Here is an 18670-nt window from a genome sequence, read left to right on the forward strand (position 1 = left end):
ACGTGGCGAAGCAATTGGGTGATCTCCAAGTAGTTGTTGACAACGTATGCAAATCCTTTGGCAGCAACACGGTGCTGAAGAATATTTCACTGTCCGTACGCCATTCGGAGGTTGTTTGCATCATCGGTCCGTCTGGTTCCGGAAAATCTACGCTCCTGCGCTGCGTCAATGCCTTGATTCCCATCGACAGTGGCACCATCAAGGTGGCGGGCATTGAAGTGAACGATCCGAAGCTCGATGAGCTTGCACTTCGCCGCAACGTTGGAATGGTCTTCCAGAGCTACAACCTGTTCCCCCACAAGACTGCGCTCGAGAACGTGATGATGGCGCCCATTCATGTTCTGAAGCAGGATAAAGCCAAGGTGGAGGCGCTCGCGCTCTCTCTACTTAAGCGTGTTCGACTGAGCGGCAAGGAGCACCACTACCCCGGCCAACTTTCCGGAGGGCAGCAGCAAAGGGTGGCTATTGCGCGAAGCTTGGCCATGTCCCCTCAAGTCATGATGTTCGACGAAGTCACTGCGGCGCTTGATCCGGAGACGGTCAAGGAAGTGTTGGTCACGATCCGTGACCTCGCTGATGAAGGGATGACCTGCATTCTGGTCACCCATGAAATGGGATTTGCGCGCGAAGTAGCTGATTCGATTCACTTCACTGATCAAGGTCGCATTGTGGAGTCAGGCCATCCGAAGGAGTTCTTCAGCAACCCGAAAGACCCGCGTACGCAGGAGTTTCTGAGGCAAGTGCTCTGAGGAAACCCATGCGTTACAGTGCGCTTTCTTTATTCACTCAGGGGCTTAAGAGCCGCCCTGAATGGCAACCGGCATGGCGCCAACCTACCCCGAGCAGTCGCTATGACGTCGTCATCATAGGTGGAGGTGGGCACGGGTTGGCTACCGCTTTCTATCTCGCAAAGAATCACGGTATAAAGCGCATCGCTGTGCTCGAGAAAGGGTGGTTGGGCGGCGGAAACACAGGCAGAAATACCACCATCATCCGCTCCAATTACGCGCTGCGTGCCAATGCCCACTTCTATGAGCACTCATTGAGATTGTGGGAACGTCTCAGTGAGGAGTTGAACTTCAACGTGATGTTCAGTCAACGCGGCGTGATCAATCTGGTGCACTCATCCAACGAACGCGAGAACTGGGTGAGACGATACAACTCCATGAGACTGCGGGGAATTGACGCAGAAGTTTTGAGCACTGAAGCGCTTCGCGAGCGCATTCCCGGTTTGGATCTTGCAGGCGATGGCCGCTACCCTGTAGTTGGCGCGGTCGTTCAGCCACGCGGCGGCACAGCGCGTCATGATGCCGTTGCCTGGGGATATGCGCGAGCTGCCGATGCCGAGGGCGTAGACATCATTCAAAACTGTGAGGTGCTCGGCATCTCGATCGAAGGCGGGAAAGTTCGTGGAGTGGAGACTTCCCTGGGGTATATCGAAACCGGAAGGCTTGGCTGTTGTGTCGCGGGGCACTCAAGCCGCGTCGCAGCGATGGCCGGCCTTCGCCTGCCCGTGGAGACCCACTTGCTTCAAGCCGCAGTCACTGAACCTGTGGAGCCCATGATCGACCAGGTGGTGTCGACCGGGGCTTGGCGCGTCTATGTCAGCCAGACCGACAAAGGCGAAATCTTGATGGGAGGCAGACTCGATGGCTACAACTCCTACTCCCAGCGAGGAAGCCTGCCGGCACTGGAGGAGGTGCTTGGCGGTGCGGTTGCACTATTTCCCAAGCTGGCTGGGGCACGTTTGATGAGATCCTGGGCTGGTGCGGTAGATATGTCGATGGATGGTAGCCCGATCATCTCAAAAACGCCCGTCTCAGGTTTTTACTTCAATGGCGGGTGGTGTTATGGAGGCTTCAAAGCCACGCCCGCCTCCGGATATTGCTTTGCCCACATGATCGCCAATGACGAACCGCACCCGCTGAACGTCGAACACTCGCTTGACCGCTTCAGGACTGGGCGCCTGCTCAATGAGCGTGGCGCCGGCCCTCAACCCAACGCGCATTGACTTCAAGATGCAGCTCATACCTTGCCCATGGTGCGGCCCGCGCAACGAGAACGAATTCGTTTATCAGGGCGACGCGAAGATCCTCCGACCTCTGGACCCAAGCGCTGCGAGTGATGAAGAATGGACGTCTTATCTCTACCTTAGAGACAACCCTCGCGGCATGCATCGCGAGCACTGGAACCACCGTTACGGTTGCCGCCAATGGTTCGAGCTTGAGCGCAATACGCTGGATCACACGGCAATTGCCCTCACGTCGATCGTTACGCCGAAGGAGACGTCTTGACTCAGCTATGGCGCGTGGAAGGTGAAGGCCTCATTGACCGGAACACCCCCCTGAATTTCAAGTTCAATGGTCGCACCTATCAAGGATTCGAAGGCGACACTTTGGCATCAGCATTGCTTGCCAACGGTGTTCGGCTGCTGGGCCGAAGCTTCAAGTACCACCGGCCACGCGGCATCATGGCCCACGGGTCGGAAGAGCCCAACGCGCTGGTTCGCCTTATGGATCGCTCCGGCGGTGGCAAGCCTAATGCCCGAGCCACGCTGATGAGGCTGTACGAAGGACTTGAGGTGGAAAGCCAGCACCATTGGCCAAGCCTGGAGTTTGACGTCGGCGCGGTCAACAATTGGCTGGGGCGTTTTCTAGGAGCGGGGTTTTACTATAAGACTTTCATGTGGCCCCGTCGTTGGTGGCCCAGCTACGAACACATACTCAGGAAAGCCGCCGGCTTGGGAGCACCTCCAACGTCGCAAGAGAAAGCCGCTACCTCTCAGCAGAATGTGCACATTGACGTTCTCATCGCAGGCGGAGGCCCCGCTGGACTTGCTGCGGCCCTCGCAGCCGGGCGTACGGGTGCGACAGTCATTCTTGCCGACGACGGTCTTAACCTGGGTGGGAGCTTGCTCGACACTCCGATCAACACCGCAGCGGGGTCCAAGGCGCACTGGCTTGCCACGACCCTGCATGAGTTGCGACAGCTAAAAAATGTTCAATTGATGCCGCGCACCGTCGTCACCGGGTATTACGACCACGAATACCTCACGATGGTTCAGTCAACGGACACTGCCGCTACAAAATCCGCAAACGGCTCAGAACCTGCGCAGGTGTACTGGAAGGTCCGCGCTTCGCAGGTGGTACTTGCCACGGGAGCCATCGAGCGCCCACTTGTTTTTCCGGGAAATGATCGTCCTGGCGTCATGCTGGCCGCTTCCGTCGGAAGCTACCTGCAGAGGTATCGCGTGTTGTGCGGTCGGGAGGTTGTTCTCTATACCAATAACGACAGCGCATACGGCTTGGCCACGACCTTGCAGGATGCGGGCGCCATCGTTCGCCTTGTCGTCGACACAAGGGGCTCTCTCAGCCCATACGCGCAGGCGCTTTCGTCCAAGGGGGTGCGTGTTGTTGCGGGTGCGCGAATTGTAGGTACCAGTGGAAGCACTGAAATCAGTGGCATCCATTGGAAAGGCGAGGGCGGTGACGCCGGCACAGTGACCTGCGACCTATTGGCCGTATCTGGTGGATGGACGCCGCGGGTTCATCTGTTCTCGCAAGCACGTGGCACGCTGCGTTATGCGCCTGAGCTGGCTGGTTTCGTCCCCAACGCGCCTGGAGGGCGAAACCACAGCGCTGGGGCCTGCAATGGCCAGTTTGACACAGCCCAATGCATAGGCGAGGGCGTAAGGGCTGGTTTTGCTGCAAGCAAAGCATCCGGATATGAGTCCGCACCAGAAATTGAGAAGATGCTCGCGGATGGATCGCCGTTGAAATTCACAGGCCCACCGGATGCGGGAAGTACTTGGCTTGGAATCGAGAATGTTGAGCAACTCCATGGGAGGGAGAAAGCGTTTGTTGACTTCCAAAACGATGTCACCGTGGACGACGTTCTGCAAGCCGCGCGCGAAGGGTACAAATCCGTCGAGCATCTCAAACGTTACACCACCTTGGGCATGGGCACCGATCAGGGAAAGCTCAGCAACCTCAACGGTCTTGAGATCCTGGCTCATCAGTTGGGCCAAACCCCGGGCCAGACCGGAACCACCACGTTTCGCCCGCCGTATGTGCCGATCGACATGGCCACTGCAGCTGGGCCTGTACTCAGCCACCCGGCTCATCCCGTACGTCGCCTGGCCACGCATGATTGGCAGGTGAAGAACGGCGCGTTCTTCACGCAATCAGCCCCCTGGCTGCGACCTCAGTTCTATCGCCAAGCAGGGGAGACTGATCTGCAAGCGGTCAATCGAGAAGTCAACGCCGTACGCAACGGAGTTGGATTGATCGACGTTTCTCCTTTGGGGAAAGTAGAGCTGCACGGCCCTGATGTCATTGAACTGCTAAACCGCATTTACGCCAATCGGTGGGACAAACTGGCAGTGGGCCGAGCCAAGTTCGGCGTGATTCTGCGTGAGGACGGAATGGTCCTGGACGATAGCGTGGTGGCTCGAATTGGCGAATTCCATTATGTGATGAGCACCAGTACCGCGCATAGCAAAACCGTGCCGGAGCACATCGCTTACTGCATGCACACGATGTGGCCGCATCTTCGCGTGTGCGTGACGCCGGTCAGCGAGCAATGGGCTACCTTTGCGCTTGCCGGCCAGCGCGCGCGCGCCGTACTCGAGAAACTCGATTCCGATATTGATTTCGCTGCCAAGGCGATGTCGCACATGTCGGTTCGTGTCGGACGGCTCTTCGGTATCAAGACGCGAGTTACCCGCATGAGTTTCAGCGGAGAGCTTTCTTATGAAATCAGTGTGCCGGCCGCTGACGCCATGCGACTCTGGACTACCTTGATCGAAGTGGGAACGCCTTTGGGATTGGTGGTCTACGGGACTGAGGCGATGGGGGTGCTGCGTATCGAGAAGGGGCATTTCGTGGTAGGCCGGGAGGCCGCTGGAACAGCCACACTGGATGATCTTGGTCTTGGCGGGCTTTTGGATACCAGCAAAGACTGCATCGGAATACGTTCCCTGGCACTTCCCGCACACACGGATTCAGATCGTCTGCAGTTGGTCGGAGCGCAATGCCTGGATCCCAATGCGAAACTCCCGCCCGGCGCGCACATCGTTGCGGACGGCGAAGCTGCCATCCAGGATTCGCTGGGGTATCTGACCTCACAGTGTTATAGCCCTACCTTGGGACGATCCATTGGCTTGGCTATGGTGCAAGCCGGCCGCAGCCAAATTGGGAAATCGCTCTATGCGGTCTCACCTGTGGCCAACGAATCCGTGGCCATTCGGCTAACAGATAGCTGTTTTGTGGACCCGGCAGGGGAGCGACTTCATGCTTGACCTCGAATCGCATTCGCATGTTGGCGATCAAGCTTCAAGTCTGACGAGTATTTCATGGGTGCCTTGGCATCCTAGATACCTCTTGCGTAGTTATGACGAGCGAAGTGTCTTCCTGGAGGGCGATCGCCACTTCGCTGCCCGGACCGATGCTGGGACGCGCTTTGCTCTGGCCCCCGGTGAGCAGCTTTTCTTGCCCGAAGGATCTGAAGCCATGAGCATTCAACCTTCCGCCGGATCGGATGTTTTCGTCATTGATGTATCCAGCGCGCAGCTTGTCTTGCGACTTGAAGGCGATCGTGCCAGGGAACTGCTGGCCTCCGGCTGCGGCGTGGACTTGCGACCTGACCGGTTTGCAGTCAATCAGTTCGCACAGACTCGACTAGGGCCGTTTGCGGTACTCATTCACCGAACTGCAGACTTCACCTATGACGTGCATGTCGAACGCAGCCTTGGGGAATCCATGCATGCATGGCTGGAATTGAATGCATCTTCATTGACCGAGGCGCTACAGCGACCATGAAACTTGTCACCTATCTTCATCCTGACAACGGCGCTGCGCGAGTAGGTGCCCTTACATCAGATTTGAGCGAAGTGGTCGACCTGGCGGACTCCGCCGAGGCGCTTGGCCGAGGTACCGAGGCGCTCACTTCCATGCTTGCGCTCATCGAATCCGATGAAGTTGGTCTTGATCTGGCCAAGGCGGCACTGGAGCATGGATCCTTACCCGGGAACTGTTCTTTGCGGCTGCCGCTGGCGAGTCTCAAACTGCTTGCCCCAGTTCCTCGGCCCACGCAAATGCGAGATTTTTTGAGTTTTGAGCGGCATGTGCAAGGTTGCCGAACCACTCGATTCAAGCATCGCACACAGGGAATGCCGGACGCCGAACAGCAATGGGAAGCATTTGTTGCGGCGGGTGGATTGAAACTCGCGCCCGTCTGGTATGAGCAGCCCATCTATTACAAGGGCAACCGTATGTCGGTCATAGGGCATGAACAGGATATCCAGTGGCCCCGCTATTCGAAGCTGCTCGATTACGAACTTGAATTTGGCATATTCATCGGTCGCGGTGGGAAGAACATTTCGCGCGAGAACGCTCATCAACACATTTTCGGCTTTTCCATATTCAACGACATCAGTGCCCGAGACGCCCAGGCCCGCGAGTCAGACGGCCAACTCGGCCCATGTAAGGGCAAAGACTTTGACACCGGCAACGTGATTGGGCCGTGGCTGGTCACCGCTGATGAACTACCGGATCCCTACAACCTGGTCCTTACTGCACGTGTGAACGGCGAAGAGTGGTCGAGTGGAAATTCTGGCGAGATGGCCCATCGCTTTGAAGACATGATCGCGCACGTTTCCCAGGACGAGACGCTTTATCCGGGTGAGTTTTTCGGTTCAGGAACGGTACCGGGCGGATGCGGCCTTGAGCTGGATCGATGGCTTCGTCGGGGCGATGTGATTGAACTCGAAGTTCAAGGGTTGGGTGTGCTGCGCAATCGGATTGTTTAGGCGTCTATTCACCGCCTCACCCGGGGTGACGGAAGATGGGATGACGGGGTGAGGATGGACGCCAAGGGCTTCGGATAAACCCGTCTTCCGGGCTGGTCCCAGGACCTGGGTCTGATCGTATACCTGTATACATTCTTCGCGAATCAAAGACCCCGTGTCCCGGAAATCAGAATGGACACCGCCGGATGGGCGGTCCTAAACTGAATTCCTTCTGGGGCGCCGTCCAATCTGGATATCGAGACTGCTTCCTGGATCAAGAGGCCAAAACGCATTCTTGCGTTGATCCCATAACAGAAGGAGACATCTCGTGACCCTGAACATTCCCCGTGCGCTGGCGCTTCTGGCGACCTCCATGACTCTCAGCGTCGCATCCGCGCAGACCGTCAAGATCGGTGTGATTGCGGCGCTCACTGGCGGCGGCGCCCCCTGGGGATTGGCCGCAGCCGAAGGCCCGCGCATTCTTGCCCAGGAAATCAACGACAAAGGCGGCCTGGAGGTCGCGGGGAAAAAGCACAAGGTCGAGATCGTCGCGTATGACGATCAGTACAAAGCGGCGGACGCCGTGGCGGCCTACAACCGTCTGGTGAACCAGGACAAGGTCAAGTACGTGATCATCATGGGTTCGGCCGCCACCATGGCGCTGAAGCAGCAGGTAGAGGACGACAAGGTCGTAGCCTTGACGGCCTCCTACACAGGCAAGGCCCTGGACAAGGGCTCCAAGTACATGATTCGCCTGTACAGCCCACCAGATGACTATATTGGCTCTTTCATCGCCTGGATGAAGGACAACGTCAAGGGCCGTCGCGTGGCCATCATCAACCCCAATGACGAAACCGGCTGGGACCAGACTCAACTGGCGACGCGCGTGTTCAAAGCCAACGGGTTTGAGGTGCTGGGCAGCGAGTTGTTCGAACGGGTCCAGAAAGACTTTCAACCCATGATGACCAAGGTCATCGCCATGAAGCCTGACGTGATCGAGCTGGGCGGTACCTCCCCAGCTACAGCGGGTCTCATCATCCGCCAGGCGCGTGAATTGGGCTATGACAAGCTGTTCAGCAAGACAGGCGGTGCTGGGCCCAAGGACATTGTCGCCAGCGCGGGCGCCAAAGCGGCTGAGGGCACCATCAACATGCTCTACGCCGACCCGGCCAACGAAGGCTACAAGCGGCTGGCTGCCGCCTACAAGAAAGCACGCGGCCAGGACGCGAACGAGATCATTGTCTCGTTCTACGACGGTGCCAACGTGCTGCTGAACGCCATGCAGAAGGCAGGTACTGTCGATGACACCTCCAAAGTCATTGCGGCCTTTCCCAAAGCCCTCCCCATGAAGTCAATTCAAGGCGACCAATTGACCTTCGGTGGCAAATCGACCTATGGCGTTGATGCACAAGTGATGACCATCAACTACATCGGCTCTATTCGCAACGGTGAGCCGGTGGTTATCGGCAAGACCAAGTAATCAGCGCCCCCTGCTAGCCACATGATCGGGTTGATCGAACAGATGGCCGTCAACGGCCTGATGGCCGGGTTGGTCTATACGCTGATGGCGCTGGGCTTTACGCTGGTGTTCGGCATCATGCGCATGGTCAACTTCGCTCACGGCGAGTTCTACATGATCGGAGCCTTCGCAGTGCTGGCGCTCAATAGCCAGCTCGGCCTGGGCTACTTTCCTGCGGTGATCCTGGCGACGGTCATTACTGCCCTGTTCGGCGCAACCGTCGAACGCGTGCTGTATCGACCATTTGTTGGGCGAGAACTGGGCGGAATGATCATGTCCCTTGCGGTGGGTATCACGCTGCAAGCGCTCGCGCTCATCTTTTTCGGGCCTGCCGATCTGTCAGTCGATCGTCCTGTGACGGGCATCTGGCGTGTTCACGAGGCCGTGATTCCACTGGACCGTGCTGTGGTTGCTGTCTGCGCCGTGGTGGCCCTGGTGATTTTTCAGCTTTTCCTGCGCCACACCCGAATGGGACTGGCCATGCAGGCGGTGGCGCAAGACCGCGAGACGGCCAGCCTCATGGGTGTGGAGGCGGGTTCGGTATACCTGCGTTCTTTTGCGATCGCCGCTGCACTGGCAGGGCTGGCAGGAGCGTTGATGGCACCCGTGTATACGGTAGCTCCGACCATGGGTGAATTGCCCATGCTCAAGGCATTTGTGGTCGTCATTCTTGGCGGCTTGGGCAGCGTGCCTGGCGCGGTGCTGGGAGGTCTGCTGATCGGCTTGTCTGAATCCGTGTTCTCCACGATGTTCAACACAACGCTTGCGCTTATTGCCTCCTTCGTGATCGTGCTCGCGGTCATCATTGTCAAGCCCAATGGGCTGTGGGCGAGGGGTGGGCGATGAAGCGGCTGCCATTTATTTTGCTGGCTGTGATGGCTATCCTGCCTTGGGTCATTGGTGGGCGGTATGTACTGCATGTGTCCACCATGATTGCAATTATGAGCATACTGGCTCTGGGCATGAACCTGATGCTGCAGATCGGCCAACTGTCGATGGCGCATGGGGCGTTCATGGGTATAGGAGCCTACGCTTCTGCGCTGCTGTCGATGCGACTGGGTCTGTCGCCCGCACTGGCATTGCCGCTCAGCGCGCTTGTTTGCGCCATTCTGGCTGCGGTGCTGGGGCCGGTGTTCCTGCGCATCAAAGGGGTGCACTTCGTGTTGCTGACCTATGCCTTTGGCCAGATTGTCAATCTGGTGTTTCAGGAATGGACGGGTCTGTTTGGCGGTAACGGTGGATTGCATGGCATTCCGAAGTTCTCGGCATTCGGCTACAGACTCACCGATCCGGCCATGATCTACGGAGTTGCTCTGTTCTTTGCGCTGGGCTCTTTCCTGCTGGTGCGCGCAGTGCTGCGATCGGACATTGGCGCATTGATGAAATCGCTGGAAGCGGATGAGGCCCTGAGCCGTTCGCTTGGTGTGGACGCGCTCTCGTGGCGCATTGCAGTATTCGTGCTGACGGCGGCCATGGCCGGGGTGGCCGGGAGCCTTTACGCACACATCATTGGGTTTCTCTCACCCGCACCATTTGGCTTCGGACTGTCGGTAGATCTGGTGGTGATGAACGTGATTGGCGGCGCAGCTTCTGCGTGGGGTCCGCTTCTGGGAGCCATGCTGATAGTGCCACTGCCTGAGCTATTGCGAGGAGCCAAGGAATATCAACTGCTGTGCTACGGCGTGGTGCTGATTGTCTTCCTGCTGTTTTTCCGAGACGGTCTTGTCGGCCTGGTGCAGAAGTTCGTGTCGCGGCCGCCCCGCAAGGCGCCAATTGCCAGCGAGCCTCCTAAGCCCCGGCCCGCACATGAAGGAGGTCGCTCATGACCACGCCACCACGCCTTGAACTGCGCAACCTGAGCAAGCGCTTTGGTGGTTTGCACGCAGTGTCGGAGATGTCGTTCTCGGTACAACGCGGAGAGATTTTCGGGTTGATTGGCCCCAATGGCGCAGGAAAAACCACCTTGTTCAACCTGGTGGCGGGTGTGCACAAACCCTCTGACGGCCAGGTGCTGCATGATGGCGTTGATGTGACCGGGAAGGGCATTGATGTCATCGCCCGAAGAGGCATTGGCCGCACCTTTCAGGCTGCGCATACTTTCAAGCTGGAAACGGTTCGGGAGAACCTCCGCCGAGCCGCGCTGCTGCAGCGGTCTTACGGGCCGTGGGTGCATTTCTGGGGTCCTCGAGCGCGCAATGAGGCACAGATTGAGGAAAGCAGCCAACAGGTGGCAGCCTTCGTAGGACTCACAGGCCAACTTGACCAGACTGGCGGTGCATTGCCCTACGGCCAGCAGAAGATGCTGGGCGTTGCCATGGCACTGATGACTTCGCCTGGCGTGCTGCTCATGGACGAGCCAGCGGCCGGTTTGAACTCAACTGAGAAGGTCGCGATGGGCGCACTCATTCGACGTCTGCGTGATGAGCGGGGCATCGACATCCTGCTGGTAGAGCACGACATGCGCCTTGTGATGAGCCTGTCCGATCGAATTCTGGTGATCAACCAGGGACGAAGGATTGCGCTGGGAACGCCGGAAGCTGTGCAAGCGGATCCTGCGGTGATCGAGGCCTATCTTGGGGGCGACCATGAGCTTGCTTGAAGTACGCGAACTGGATGTCGCCTATGACGGTGTGCCCGCACTGAGAGGGGTAGGCCTTACGGTCTCTGAAGGCGAGGTGGTCACGGTGCTGGGCGCCAATGGTGCCGGTAAATCGACCTTGCTCAAAGCCATTGTGGGCCTGGTTCCTTCGCAGCGAGGCCAATTACGATTCAACGGCAAGGACCTGCGTGGTTCTTCTCCTCCGCGCTGCCTGGATTTGGGCATTACCTTGTGTCCGGAGGGGCGGCGCCTGTTCCCGGAGATGACGGTGCTGGAGAACATCCGCATGGGGGCCTACAGCTCACGCGACCGCGCGGCGTTCAAGCAACGCCTCGAGCAGATGTATGAGATGTTTCCGAAACTGGCGGACCGCACAGAGCAGACGGCTTCGAGTCTGTCGGGTGGCGAGCAGCAGATGGTGGCCATTGCCAGGGCACTCATGAGCAAGCCCAAGCTTTTGCTGCTGGACGAGCCGACTCTGGGGCTGGCTCCCAAGATGATTCATGAGGTGGCGAGATTGGTCAAGCTGATCAACGCGGAAGGCATTGCCGTGGTGTTGGTGGAGCAGAACGCACGCCTGGCGTTGCGTATTTCCGATCGCGGCGTGGTGCTCGAAAACGGTGAGGTATCACTGCGCGGCACCAGCGCCGAACTTCTTGGAAATGAAGCCGTGCAAAAAATCTATCTGGGCGGATAAAACTTGCGCCTTAAGGTGTGACGGTGGCTGGGTTTAAAAACTAAAACGGAGATGACATGCCAATAGAAGGTGGAACCATGCTGGTAGCGGGCGCGACGGGCGTTGCGGCTCAAAATCTGATTGAAATCGTCCGCAAAGCGAAGGGTTGGAAGGCGATTGGCCTGTCCCGCACTCCACCTGCGAGCTTGCCTCCTTCGGTGCTGCATATTGCAGCAGACATGATGGATGCCGAAGCCTGCAAACGTGCACTGAAGGACGTGAAGGTCACGCATCTGGTTTTCGCCGCCCGTGCCAAGCACAAGCTCTACACCACCATGGCACCAGGTGCCAAGGTAGGCGTTGAAAACGTGGAGCCCAACATCACCATGCTTCGTAACGTGGTGGCTGCGTGTGAAGGTCCTTCGCTCAAGCACGTCCATGTCATCCAGGGATCCAAGTGGTATGGGTTTCACATGGGCCCTTACCCGACGCCTGCGCGGGAATCGGCCCCCGGGCACATGCCGCCCAACTTCTATTTTGATCAGCAGAAGTTCCTCGAGTCAGCCTGCGGCCCATGGACATGGTCGACCAGCCGGCCGGCGGCCATCAACGGCAAGAACGTGGGTAGCGGCCCCAACCTGGTTTCCACCCTGGGCGTCTACGCTCTTATCTCCAGGCATCTTGGCTTGCCGCTGGATTTTCCGGGCAAGCCCGGGGCCTTCAAGAGTTTGATGGAGCTGTCAGATGCGGAGCAGGTGGCAGAGTCCATCTTCTGGATGTGCCAGACCCCGGCAGCCGAGAATCAGGCGTTCAACGTCGTCAATGGCGATCTGTTCCGCTGGGAGAGCATCTGGCCTCGCATCGCTGAGCATTACGGCATGAAGATGGGTACCGTCAGGTACTTTCCTTTGGTGCAATGGATGGCAGACAAAGGCCCCGTCTGGGACGAAATAGTAAAAAAGGAAGGGCTGCAGGCGCGCTCCCTTGACGATGTGGCTTCCTGGGGTTTCGCCGATTTTCTGCTGGGCTGCGACTTCGACATCATCTCGTCCACCACCAAGATCCGCAAGGCAGGGTTTCACAGAATGGTGGACACCGAAGACATGGTCATCGACCAACTTACCCACTATCGGAACGAACGCATTCTGGCTTAAGTCTCCAACACTATTTTCAGTCTTTCCCAACGAATCAAGTCTACGAAGGAACACCATGCGAATGAAGGCTGCGGTAATGTATGAACAAGGGTTGCCCGCGCCCTATGCCGACTCTCACCCATTTCATATTGAAGAGGTGGACTTGGAAGGGCCGGGCCCCGGGGAGGTCTTGGTTGAAGTCCGTGCGGCCGGCCTCTGTCATTCAGACCTTTCCCAGGTTGCAGGCTTGCGCAAGCGCAAGCTGCCCGTGGTCGGTGGCCATGAGGGTGCCGGCATCGTTCGTGAGGTTGGCGCCGGCGTCACTGACTTGAAGCCGGGCGATCATGTCGTCATGACAGTGGTGTCAGGGTGCGGGCATTGCCGTACTTGCTTTACGCTGCGCCCAGCGCTTTGCCAGAGTGTGACCTTGCCGCGCACCCAGGGCTTGCTGGCCAATGGCGCTTGCAAGCTTAGCCTGAGAGGCGAGCCTATCTATCACTACAGTGGCATCTCAGCTTTTGCTCAATACGCCATCACCTCTCCCAAGTCGCTGGTGCGTATTCCTGATGATGTGCCGCTGGATGTGGCAGCCATGTTCGGTTGCGCCGTAGTGACCGGAGCGGGCTCGGTGTTCAACACGGCCAAAGTGGCGCCAGGTTCGAGCGTCGCGATCTTTGGCCTGGGAGGCATTGGCCTGAACGGCCTGATGGCCGCCAAGGTGGCCGGAGCCTCTCAGATCATCGGCGTCGACATCAACGAAGGCAAGTTTGCGCTGGCTCGTGAACTGGGTGCGACAGATGTGGTCAATGCGCGTGACCCCAAGGCGGTAGAGCACGTGCGTTCCATTACCAACGGCGGCGTAGACATTGCCTTCGAGATGTCGGGAAGCTTTCCGGCCATGACCATGGCCAACGCCATCACACGCCGAGGCGGCGAGATCATCTGTGTGGGTCTGGGAGCGACGGATGCCCAGTTCCAGTACGCGCACGCCGGCTTGGTCACAGAAGAAAAATCCTTCCGCGGCTCCTTCATGGGCAGTTGCGTACCCGAGCGAGACATTCCCTCCTACATCGAGATGTACCGGCAGGGGCGCCTGCCTGTCGATCGCCTCAAGAGCGAATCTATTGACTTTGACCGACTGAACGTCAGCCTTGATCTGCTCGACCGCGGCGAAGTTGTGCGCCAGATCCTTCTGCCGCATGGCAGTGTCTGATGGAGGTGCTTGACGGCATGGTCATGACACATTTGTTTTCACCGCTTCGCCTGCGTGAACTGACGCTGCGAAACCGTATCGCCATTTCTCCGATGTGCACCTATTCTGCCAAGGAGGGCGTGGCCAACGATTTCCATGTAGCTCATTACGGCCGATTCGGTTTTGGTGGAGCCGGGCTGGTCATGCTGGAAGCGACGGCGACCGCACCGGAAGGCCGCATCAGCCACGGAGATCTCGGGCTTTGGGACGACGCGCAGATTGAGCCACTGGCACGAATCGCTTCTTTGGTAAAGGCCCAAGGTGGCGCGGTGGGTATCCAGCTGTGCCATGCCGGCCGCAAGGCTGCCCGGCAAAGGCCCTGGCACGGCAATGGTCCCTTGGGTGAGGAGGATCTTCAGCAACGTGGGGAAACCCGCTGGCCTCTGGTGTCTCCCAGCGCCATTGCATTCGGGCCGGACTACGACACGCCCTCTGCGCTGGATGAGCAAGACATGGCCACAGTCACCCAGCAATTCGTGGACGCCGTGCAGCGAGCCCACGTTGCCGGGTTTGATGTGGTGGAACTGCATTTGGCGCATGGCTTCCTGCTGCACAGCTTCATGTCGCCCAGCACCAACCACCGTGAAGATGCCTTTGGTGGCGACTTTGCGGGGCGCCACCGATTTCCCCTGCAAGTTGTGGCCGCCGCGCGCAAAGCGTGGCCCGCCGAACGGCCATTGTTTACTCGAGTGTCTGCATTGGATGGCGTTGATGCTGGTCGGACTTTCGACGAGACCCTGGCGTTTGCCCGCGAACTGGGGAAAGTGGGTGTCGATGTGATTGACTGCTCATCTGGTGGCATCGGAGGGCACTCGGCCTCTACAGCGGGAGGAGGGGGGCCGCGTGGGTATGGATTTCAGGTGCCCTATGCGGAGCGCATTCGCCGTGAGGCAGGGGTCGCTTCCATGGCGGTGGGCTTGATTACCGAGCCGGATCTCGCTAACTCTGTCATTGCCGAAGGGAGAGCGGACCTGATCGCCATAGGTCGGCAGGCGCTGGTCAATCCAAACTGGCCATTGCACGCGGAGGCTAGCTTGGGTCACAACGACCCTGCAGCGCCGTTTCACAACTGGCCGGAGCAGTATGGCTGGTGGCTCAATGGTCGTCAGAAAATCATCAATGCCATGAGGTAACCCGCTATGGCTGCATCTCCACACGCTTTCGCGGGCAACCAGCCCAAATCCACTTCTGAGCTCCTGGCCTGGCACAAGCTGGCGGAGCCAGAGCCTGTGCTGGAGCCTGATCTTCCCATCGTGGATCCGCATCACCACCTGTACGAAGATCCTGCCAGGGGAAGCCGGTACATGTTGCCCGATCTGCTGGCAGATATTGGTCAGGGGCACCGCATAACCCATACGGTCTATGTAGAAGCTTACTACTCCATGTGGCGCCAAGGCGGCCCGGAGCAAATGCGGCCCGTCGGGGAGATTGAGTTTGCAGCAGGCCTGGGCGCCATCGGAGCCAGTGGCACTTATGGCCCATGCCAGATTGCCGCCGCCATGGTGGGGCATGCCGATCTGATGTTGGGCGAGGCGGTGGGTGCCGTGCTTGATGAAGAACTTATCGCCGGACGCGGCAGGCTGCGTGGCATTCGTTATCAATTGGCCTACGACCCAGGTCCCATCGGCAGCTTCATCAAACACAAATCCCCGCCAGATCGTCTGGTTGACCCGCAATTTCGCCGCGGGGTGGCTCAGCTAGCGCCGCGAGGGCTGCACCTGGAGAGTTGGCTGTTTCATCACCAACTCAAGGATTTGGCAGAACTTGCAAAGGCCTTTCCCGAAACGACGGTGGTGCTGAACCATGTGGGTGGCTTGATAGGCGTGGAGCAGTTTCGCGATCGCCGGGCTGAGGTACTCGCAGAATGGCGGGCCGGTCTGGATGCCCTGGCAGCGCTGGACAACGTCGTGGTGAAGATTGGCGGGCTGGGCATGGCGGTGTTCGGCTTTGGGTTTGAACACGGTGCAAGTCCAGCCAGCTCGGAAGAGCTTTTGCCTGTCTGGCAGCCCTTGATCATGGATTGCATTGACCGTTTCGGGGCGGACCGCTGTATGTTCGAGAGCAATTTCCCGGTCGATAGCCAATCTTGCAGCTACCGTGCGCTTTGGAACACCTACAAGCGCGCGACGGGCACACTGTCTTCCCGCGAGCGGGAGCAGCTTTTCAGCGGTACAGCGCGGCGCATCTATCGCTTGTCTTGACAGCGCCGAACACGCTCGCAGCCAGCACGGGATGAGCAACCTGCCGCGCCATTTCTCGCGAAGCGTCCGACTAGGCGTAGGCCCAGGTACTCAAAGCAGTTCGTTCACGAAATCTCGGAACATCAGCCAGCGCACCGGTAGGCTTGGCTGTGGTGGAGCCGGGAATGTTCGGCATCGGGCCAGTGCCGCCGTCAAGCTGGCCCTGGAGCGTGTGGGGTGAAAACTTAGCGACATCGAACGCAGCATCAGCGCGGGCCGCGCGATTGAGGCAAACCCTATCCGTGAGTGGCGGTCATTGCTGACCGGCGATGACTGGCTTGACGGTGCCGCCAAGGGCAGGAATCCGGGCGAACACGTCAGCAATGAAATCCATAAACACGGTTGCACGCGTCGGCAAAAGTCGATTAGCGACGTAGACGATCTGGACAGGAACGGCCGGCGCGGAGTAGCTCGTCAAGATGAACTTCAGGCGCCCACTCCTCAACCCTTCGTCGAAGAGCCATGCCGGACCGTGGCCGATTCCCAAGCCTGCAATGACCGCCGCGCTGACCGCTTCAGGTGAGTTCACTCTGAGCCTGCCGGAAACGGGCACATCGGTCTCGCGAAAGCGCCAGGTAGCACCTGACGACAGCAGCGTGTAGATGACGCAGTCGTGGTCTCGGAGGTCGTCAGGCGTTTGCGGCACGCCGCGCTGCGCCAGGTAGCTTGCACTCGCAACGAACACCCGCTCGTAAGCCCCGATGCGTCTGGCGCGCAGCGCACTGTCCTCCAGTTGTCCGATGCGAATCGCCAGCTCCGTCCCCTCATCTACGAGGTTGACAAAGCGGTCATTGATCTGCAGATCAAGGGTCAACTTCGGATAGCGCTCAAGAAAAGTCGGAACGTGCGGCAACACGAAAGCATGGGCCATCGCGGTGGGGCAAGCTACCCGCAAGAGGCCTGACGGATCGACGTTGGTCCTGAAGGACGATTCGGACTCGTCCACAGCATCAAGAATCCGTCGGACCTCCGCATAGTAGCGCTGCCCCTCAGGCGTGAGGGCAAGCTTCCGTGTGGAACGGTGCAGGAGCCGGGTCTGGAGGTGCTCCTCCAGTGCCGCGACGTAGCGGCTCACGTTCGGCTGCCCCAGGCCCAGGTCACGAGCTGCGGCCGTGAAGCTCCCCGTCTCCACGGCACGCGCGAAGCAGGTCATCAGCAGAAATCGGTCCAAGCTCCCTCCAATTCATGCCTGAAATGCATGGATGGTATTCAATATTTCCATCTTATATAAATTTCGGCATGGATGCACATTATCCTCATCGGCCACGGTGGGTGGCCGTCTACAGGAGAAAGTCATGTCACGCTTGCAAGGCAAACGCACCCTCATCACTGGCGGCACCAGCGGCATTGGCCTGGAAACTGCCAAGCAGTTTCTGGCCGAAGGCGCCCGCGTCATCGTCACTGGCGTCAAGCCGGATTCCATTGCCAAGGCCCAGGCCGAACTCGGACCTGAGGTGCTGGTTCTGCGCGCCGACTCGGCCAGCGTGGCCGCGCAGAAGGACCTGGCACAAACCGTCAAGAACCACTACGGCCAGTTGGACGTGGCCTTCCTCAACGCGGGCATCTCCGTCTGGCTGCCGCTCGAAGACTGGACGGAAGAGATGTTCGACCGTTCATTCGATGTCAACGTCAAAGGCCCGTACTTCCTGATCCAATCGCTGCTGCCAGTGTTCGCCCCCTCCGCATCGGTCGTGCTGAACACGTCCATCAGCGCGCACGTGGGTGCAGACCGCTCCTCTGTTTACGCAGCCACCAAGGCAGCGGTCCTGAACATGTCGAAGACGCTGTCGACCGAGCTGCTCGGACGCGGTGTTCGCGTCAATGCGGTCAGCCCGGGGCCTGTCGACACGCCGCTGTACGACAAGCTGGGCATTCCTGAGGCCCACCGCGAACAACTGAACAAGGACATTGCGGCCACCATCCCGCTGGGCCGCTTCGGCACGCCTGAAGAGGTAGCCAAGGCCGTGCTGTACCTGGCCTCTGATGAATCCCGCTGGTCGCTTGGCACGGAAATCGTTGTCGACGGCGGTCGCCTGCTCAATCGCTAAGCGCTGCAGGTGTGTGGCGGTCAGCGGACTCAATGTCCGAGGAGTTTGCTGGCTTGTTCCGTCGCATCGTGCGTGTCGCGAACAATCACGAACCCGAGCCCAAGCACCTTGCCAAGCGTTTGTAACGCCAACTTGGCCGCAGCGGGTATCGAACGGTCACCCGTGATGATCACCAGGCCCGCACACAAGTCCTTGAGCCTCTGCTTGTTGCGCTTGAAGAACAGCGCCCGCTGTTTGCGGTCCTCGTGGCTGTCGTTATGTCTATGGTCGTCGCCAGGCAGGTGATCGGTCAAAAGAACGAAGCGCTCTCCGCGGTCGAGCAGGGCTGCGATCTGTGCTTCGGCCTCGTCATGTGATTGCTCATGATCGTGCTCCCTCAGAAACACCAGGGGGAATCGCGTGGTATCGAGTTGCAT

General features: G+C 58.8%; 18 protein-coding genes. 16 read left to right on the top strand and 2 right to left on the bottom strand.

Annotation, left to right across the window (positions count from 1 at the left end; all coding sequences use genetic code 11):
- Positions 1-2: 2 nt before the first annotated feature.
- From ABIE13_RS00525 to ABIE13_RS00595, 15 genes are all read left to right on the top strand, one after another.
- On the top strand, positions 3-749 hold the full coding sequence (locus tag ABIE13_RS00525; protein WP_354440217.1) for an amino acid ABC transporter ATP-binding protein: 747 nt from the start codon (positions 3-5) through the stop codon (positions 747-749).
- Between the two features lie 8 nt (positions 750-757).
- On the top strand, positions 758-2011 hold the full coding sequence (locus ABIE13_RS00530; protein WP_354440219.1) for a sarcosine oxidase subunit beta family protein: 1254 nt from the start codon (positions 758-760) through the stop codon (positions 2009-2011).
- Positions 2012-2018: 7 nt separating this feature from the next.
- Positions 2019-2294 (top strand): sarcosine oxidase subunit delta, encoded by a 276-nt coding sequence (locus ABIE13_RS00535; protein ID WP_354440221.1) that lies wholly within the window; start codon positions 2019-2021, stop codon positions 2292-2294.
- The gene (locus ABIE13_RS00540; protein ID WP_354440222.1) at positions 2291-5299 is read left to right on the top strand and encodes a sarcosine oxidase subunit alpha family protein; all 3009 of its coding nucleotides are present in this window, start codon (positions 2291-2293) and stop codon (positions 5297-5299) included. The genes ABIE13_RS00535 and ABIE13_RS00540 overlap by 4 nt, the downstream gene beginning before the upstream one ends.
- Positions 5300-5510: 211 nt before the next feature.
- A complete protein-coding gene (locus ABIE13_RS00545; protein WP_354440224.1) occupies positions 5511-5819 on the top strand; it encodes a sarcosine oxidase subunit gamma family protein in 309 nt (102 codons plus the stop codon).
- Complete coding sequence (locus ABIE13_RS00550; RefSeq protein WP_354440226.1) at positions 5816-6808, top strand: fumarylacetoacetate hydrolase family protein; 993 nt, start codon at positions 5816-5818, stop codon at positions 6806-6808. Before ABIE13_RS00545 ends, ABIE13_RS00550 begins: the two co-directional genes overlap by 4 nt.
- A gap of 307 nt (positions 6809-7115) precedes the next feature.
- Positions 7116-8267 carry an ABC transporter substrate-binding protein gene (locus tag ABIE13_RS00555; RefSeq protein WP_354440227.1) on the top strand — a complete coding sequence of 384 codons (1152 nt, stop codon included), beginning with the start codon at positions 7116-7118 and terminating at the stop codon, positions 8265-8267.
- A gap of 21 nt (positions 8268-8288) precedes the next feature.
- Positions 8289-9152, top strand: coding sequence for a branched-chain amino acid ABC transporter permease (locus ABIE13_RS00560; RefSeq protein WP_354440228.1), 864 nt, complete (start codon positions 8289-8291; stop codon positions 9150-9152).
- Positions 9149-10132 carry a branched-chain amino acid ABC transporter permease gene (locus ABIE13_RS00565; RefSeq protein ID WP_354440230.1) on the top strand — a complete coding sequence of 328 codons (984 nt, stop codon included), beginning with the start codon at positions 9149-9151 and terminating at the stop codon, positions 10130-10132. Before ABIE13_RS00560 ends, ABIE13_RS00565 begins: the two co-directional genes overlap by 4 nt.
- Positions 10129-10905 carry an ABC transporter ATP-binding protein gene (locus ABIE13_RS00570; protein ID WP_354440232.1) on the top strand — a complete coding sequence of 259 codons (777 nt, stop codon included), beginning with the start codon at positions 10129-10131 and terminating at the stop codon, positions 10903-10905. The genes ABIE13_RS00565 and ABIE13_RS00570 overlap by 4 nt, the downstream gene beginning before the upstream one ends.
- On the top strand, positions 10892-11602 hold the full coding sequence (locus ABIE13_RS00575) for an ABC transporter ATP-binding protein (protein WP_354440234.1): 711 nt from the start codon (positions 10892-10894) through the stop codon (positions 11600-11602). The genes ABIE13_RS00570 and ABIE13_RS00575 overlap by 14 nt, the downstream gene beginning before the upstream one ends.
- A 56-nt stretch (positions 11603-11658) precedes the next feature.
- Positions 11659-12735, top strand: coding sequence for an SDR family oxidoreductase (locus ABIE13_RS00580; protein ID WP_354440236.1), 1077 nt, complete (start codon positions 11659-11661; stop codon positions 12733-12735).
- A gap of 55 nt (positions 12736-12790) precedes the next feature.
- Entirely contained in the window at positions 12791-13927 is a 1137-nt protein-coding gene (locus tag ABIE13_RS00585; protein WP_354440237.1) for a zinc-binding dehydrogenase, read from the top strand.
- A gap of 17 nt (positions 13928-13944) precedes the next feature.
- Positions 13945-15099, top strand: a complete 1155-nt coding sequence (locus ABIE13_RS00590; protein WP_354440238.1) for an NADH:flavin oxidoreductase/NADH oxidase — start codon at positions 13945-13947, stop codon at positions 15097-15099.
- A gap of 6 nt (positions 15100-15105) precedes the next feature.
- Positions 15106-16167: an amidohydrolase family protein gene (locus ABIE13_RS00595; protein ID WP_354440239.1), complete on the top strand. Its 1062-nt coding sequence runs from the start codon at positions 15106-15108 to the stop codon at positions 16165-16167.
- 292 nt (positions 16168-16459) lie between these two features.
- Here the strand turns inward: ABIE13_RS00595 and ABIE13_RS00600 are convergent, their stop codons facing one another.
- Positions 16460-17377 (bottom strand): LysR family transcriptional regulator, encoded by a 918-nt coding sequence (locus tag ABIE13_RS00600; RefSeq protein ID WP_354440240.1) that lies wholly within the window; start codon positions 17375-17377, stop codon positions 16460-16462.
- Between the two features lie 124 nt (positions 17378-17501).
- Here ABIE13_RS00600 and ABIE13_RS00605 point away from each other — a divergent pair, with 124 nt between their 5' ends.
- Positions 17502-18254: an SDR family oxidoreductase gene (locus ABIE13_RS00605; RefSeq protein ID WP_354440241.1), complete on the top strand. Its 753-nt coding sequence runs from the start codon at positions 17502-17504 to the stop codon at positions 18252-18254.
- 29 nt (positions 18255-18283) lie between these two features.
- Here the strand turns inward: ABIE13_RS00605 and ABIE13_RS00610 are convergent, their stop codons facing one another.
- Positions 18284-18670, bottom strand: a complete 387-nt coding sequence (locus ABIE13_RS00610) for a hypothetical protein (protein WP_354440243.1) — start codon at positions 18668-18670, stop codon at positions 18284-18286.

The organism is Ottowia thiooxydans (genome assembly GCF_040548795.1).
Taxonomy (GTDB): Bacteria; Pseudomonadota; Gammaproteobacteria; order Burkholderiales; family Burkholderiaceae_C; genus Ottowia; species Ottowia thiooxydans_A.

Excerpts from the sequence above, each read along its gene's own strand:
- ABIE13_RS00590 (WP_354440238.1), top strand. The coding sequence starts at position 13,945 with ATGGTCATGACACATTTGTTTTCACCGCTTCGCCTGCGTGAACTGACG.
- ABIE13_RS00575 (WP_354440234.1), top strand. The coding sequence starts at position 10,892 with ATGAGCTTGCTTGAAGTACGCGAACTGGATGTCGCCTATGACGGTGTG.
- ABIE13_RS00530 (WP_354440219.1), top strand. The coding sequence starts at position 758 with ATGCGTTACAGTGCGCTTTCTTTATTCACTCAGGGGCTTAAGAGCCGC.
- ABIE13_RS00580 (WP_354440236.1), top strand. The coding sequence starts at position 11,659 with ATGCCAATAGAAGGTGGAACCATGCTGGTAGCGGGCGCGACGGGCGTT.
- ABIE13_RS00550 (WP_354440226.1), top strand. The coding sequence starts at position 5,816 with ATGAAACTTGTCACCTATCTTCATCCTGACAACGGCGCTGCGCGAGTA.
- ABIE13_RS00610 (WP_354440243.1), bottom strand. The coding sequence starts at position 18,670 with ATGCAACTCGATACCACGCGATTCCCCCTGGTGTTTCTGAGGGAGCAC.
- ABIE13_RS00605 (WP_354440241.1), top strand. The coding sequence starts at position 17,502 with ATGTCACGCTTGCAAGGCAAACGCACCCTCATCACTGGCGGCACCAGC.
- ABIE13_RS00570 (WP_354440232.1), top strand. The coding sequence starts at position 10,129 with ATGACCACGCCACCACGCCTTGAACTGCGCAACCTGAGCAAGCGCTTT.
- ABIE13_RS00565 (WP_354440230.1), top strand. The coding sequence starts at position 9,149 with ATGAAGCGGCTGCCATTTATTTTGCTGGCTGTGATGGCTATCCTGCCT.
- ABIE13_RS00585 (WP_354440237.1), top strand. The coding sequence starts at position 12,791 with ATGCGAATGAAGGCTGCGGTAATGTATGAACAAGGGTTGCCCGCGCCC.
- ABIE13_RS00545 (WP_354440224.1), top strand. The coding sequence starts at position 5,511 with ATGAGCATTCAACCTTCCGCCGGATCGGATGTTTTCGTCATTGATGTA.
- ABIE13_RS00595 (WP_354440239.1), top strand. The coding sequence starts at position 15,106 with ATGGCTGCATCTCCACACGCTTTCGCGGGCAACCAGCCCAAATCCACT.
- ABIE13_RS00535 (WP_354440221.1), top strand. The coding sequence starts at position 2,019 with ATGCAGCTCATACCTTGCCCATGGTGCGGCCCGCGCAACGAGAACGAA.
- ABIE13_RS00560 (WP_354440228.1), top strand. The coding sequence starts at position 8,289 with ATGATCGGGTTGATCGAACAGATGGCCGTCAACGGCCTGATGGCCGGG.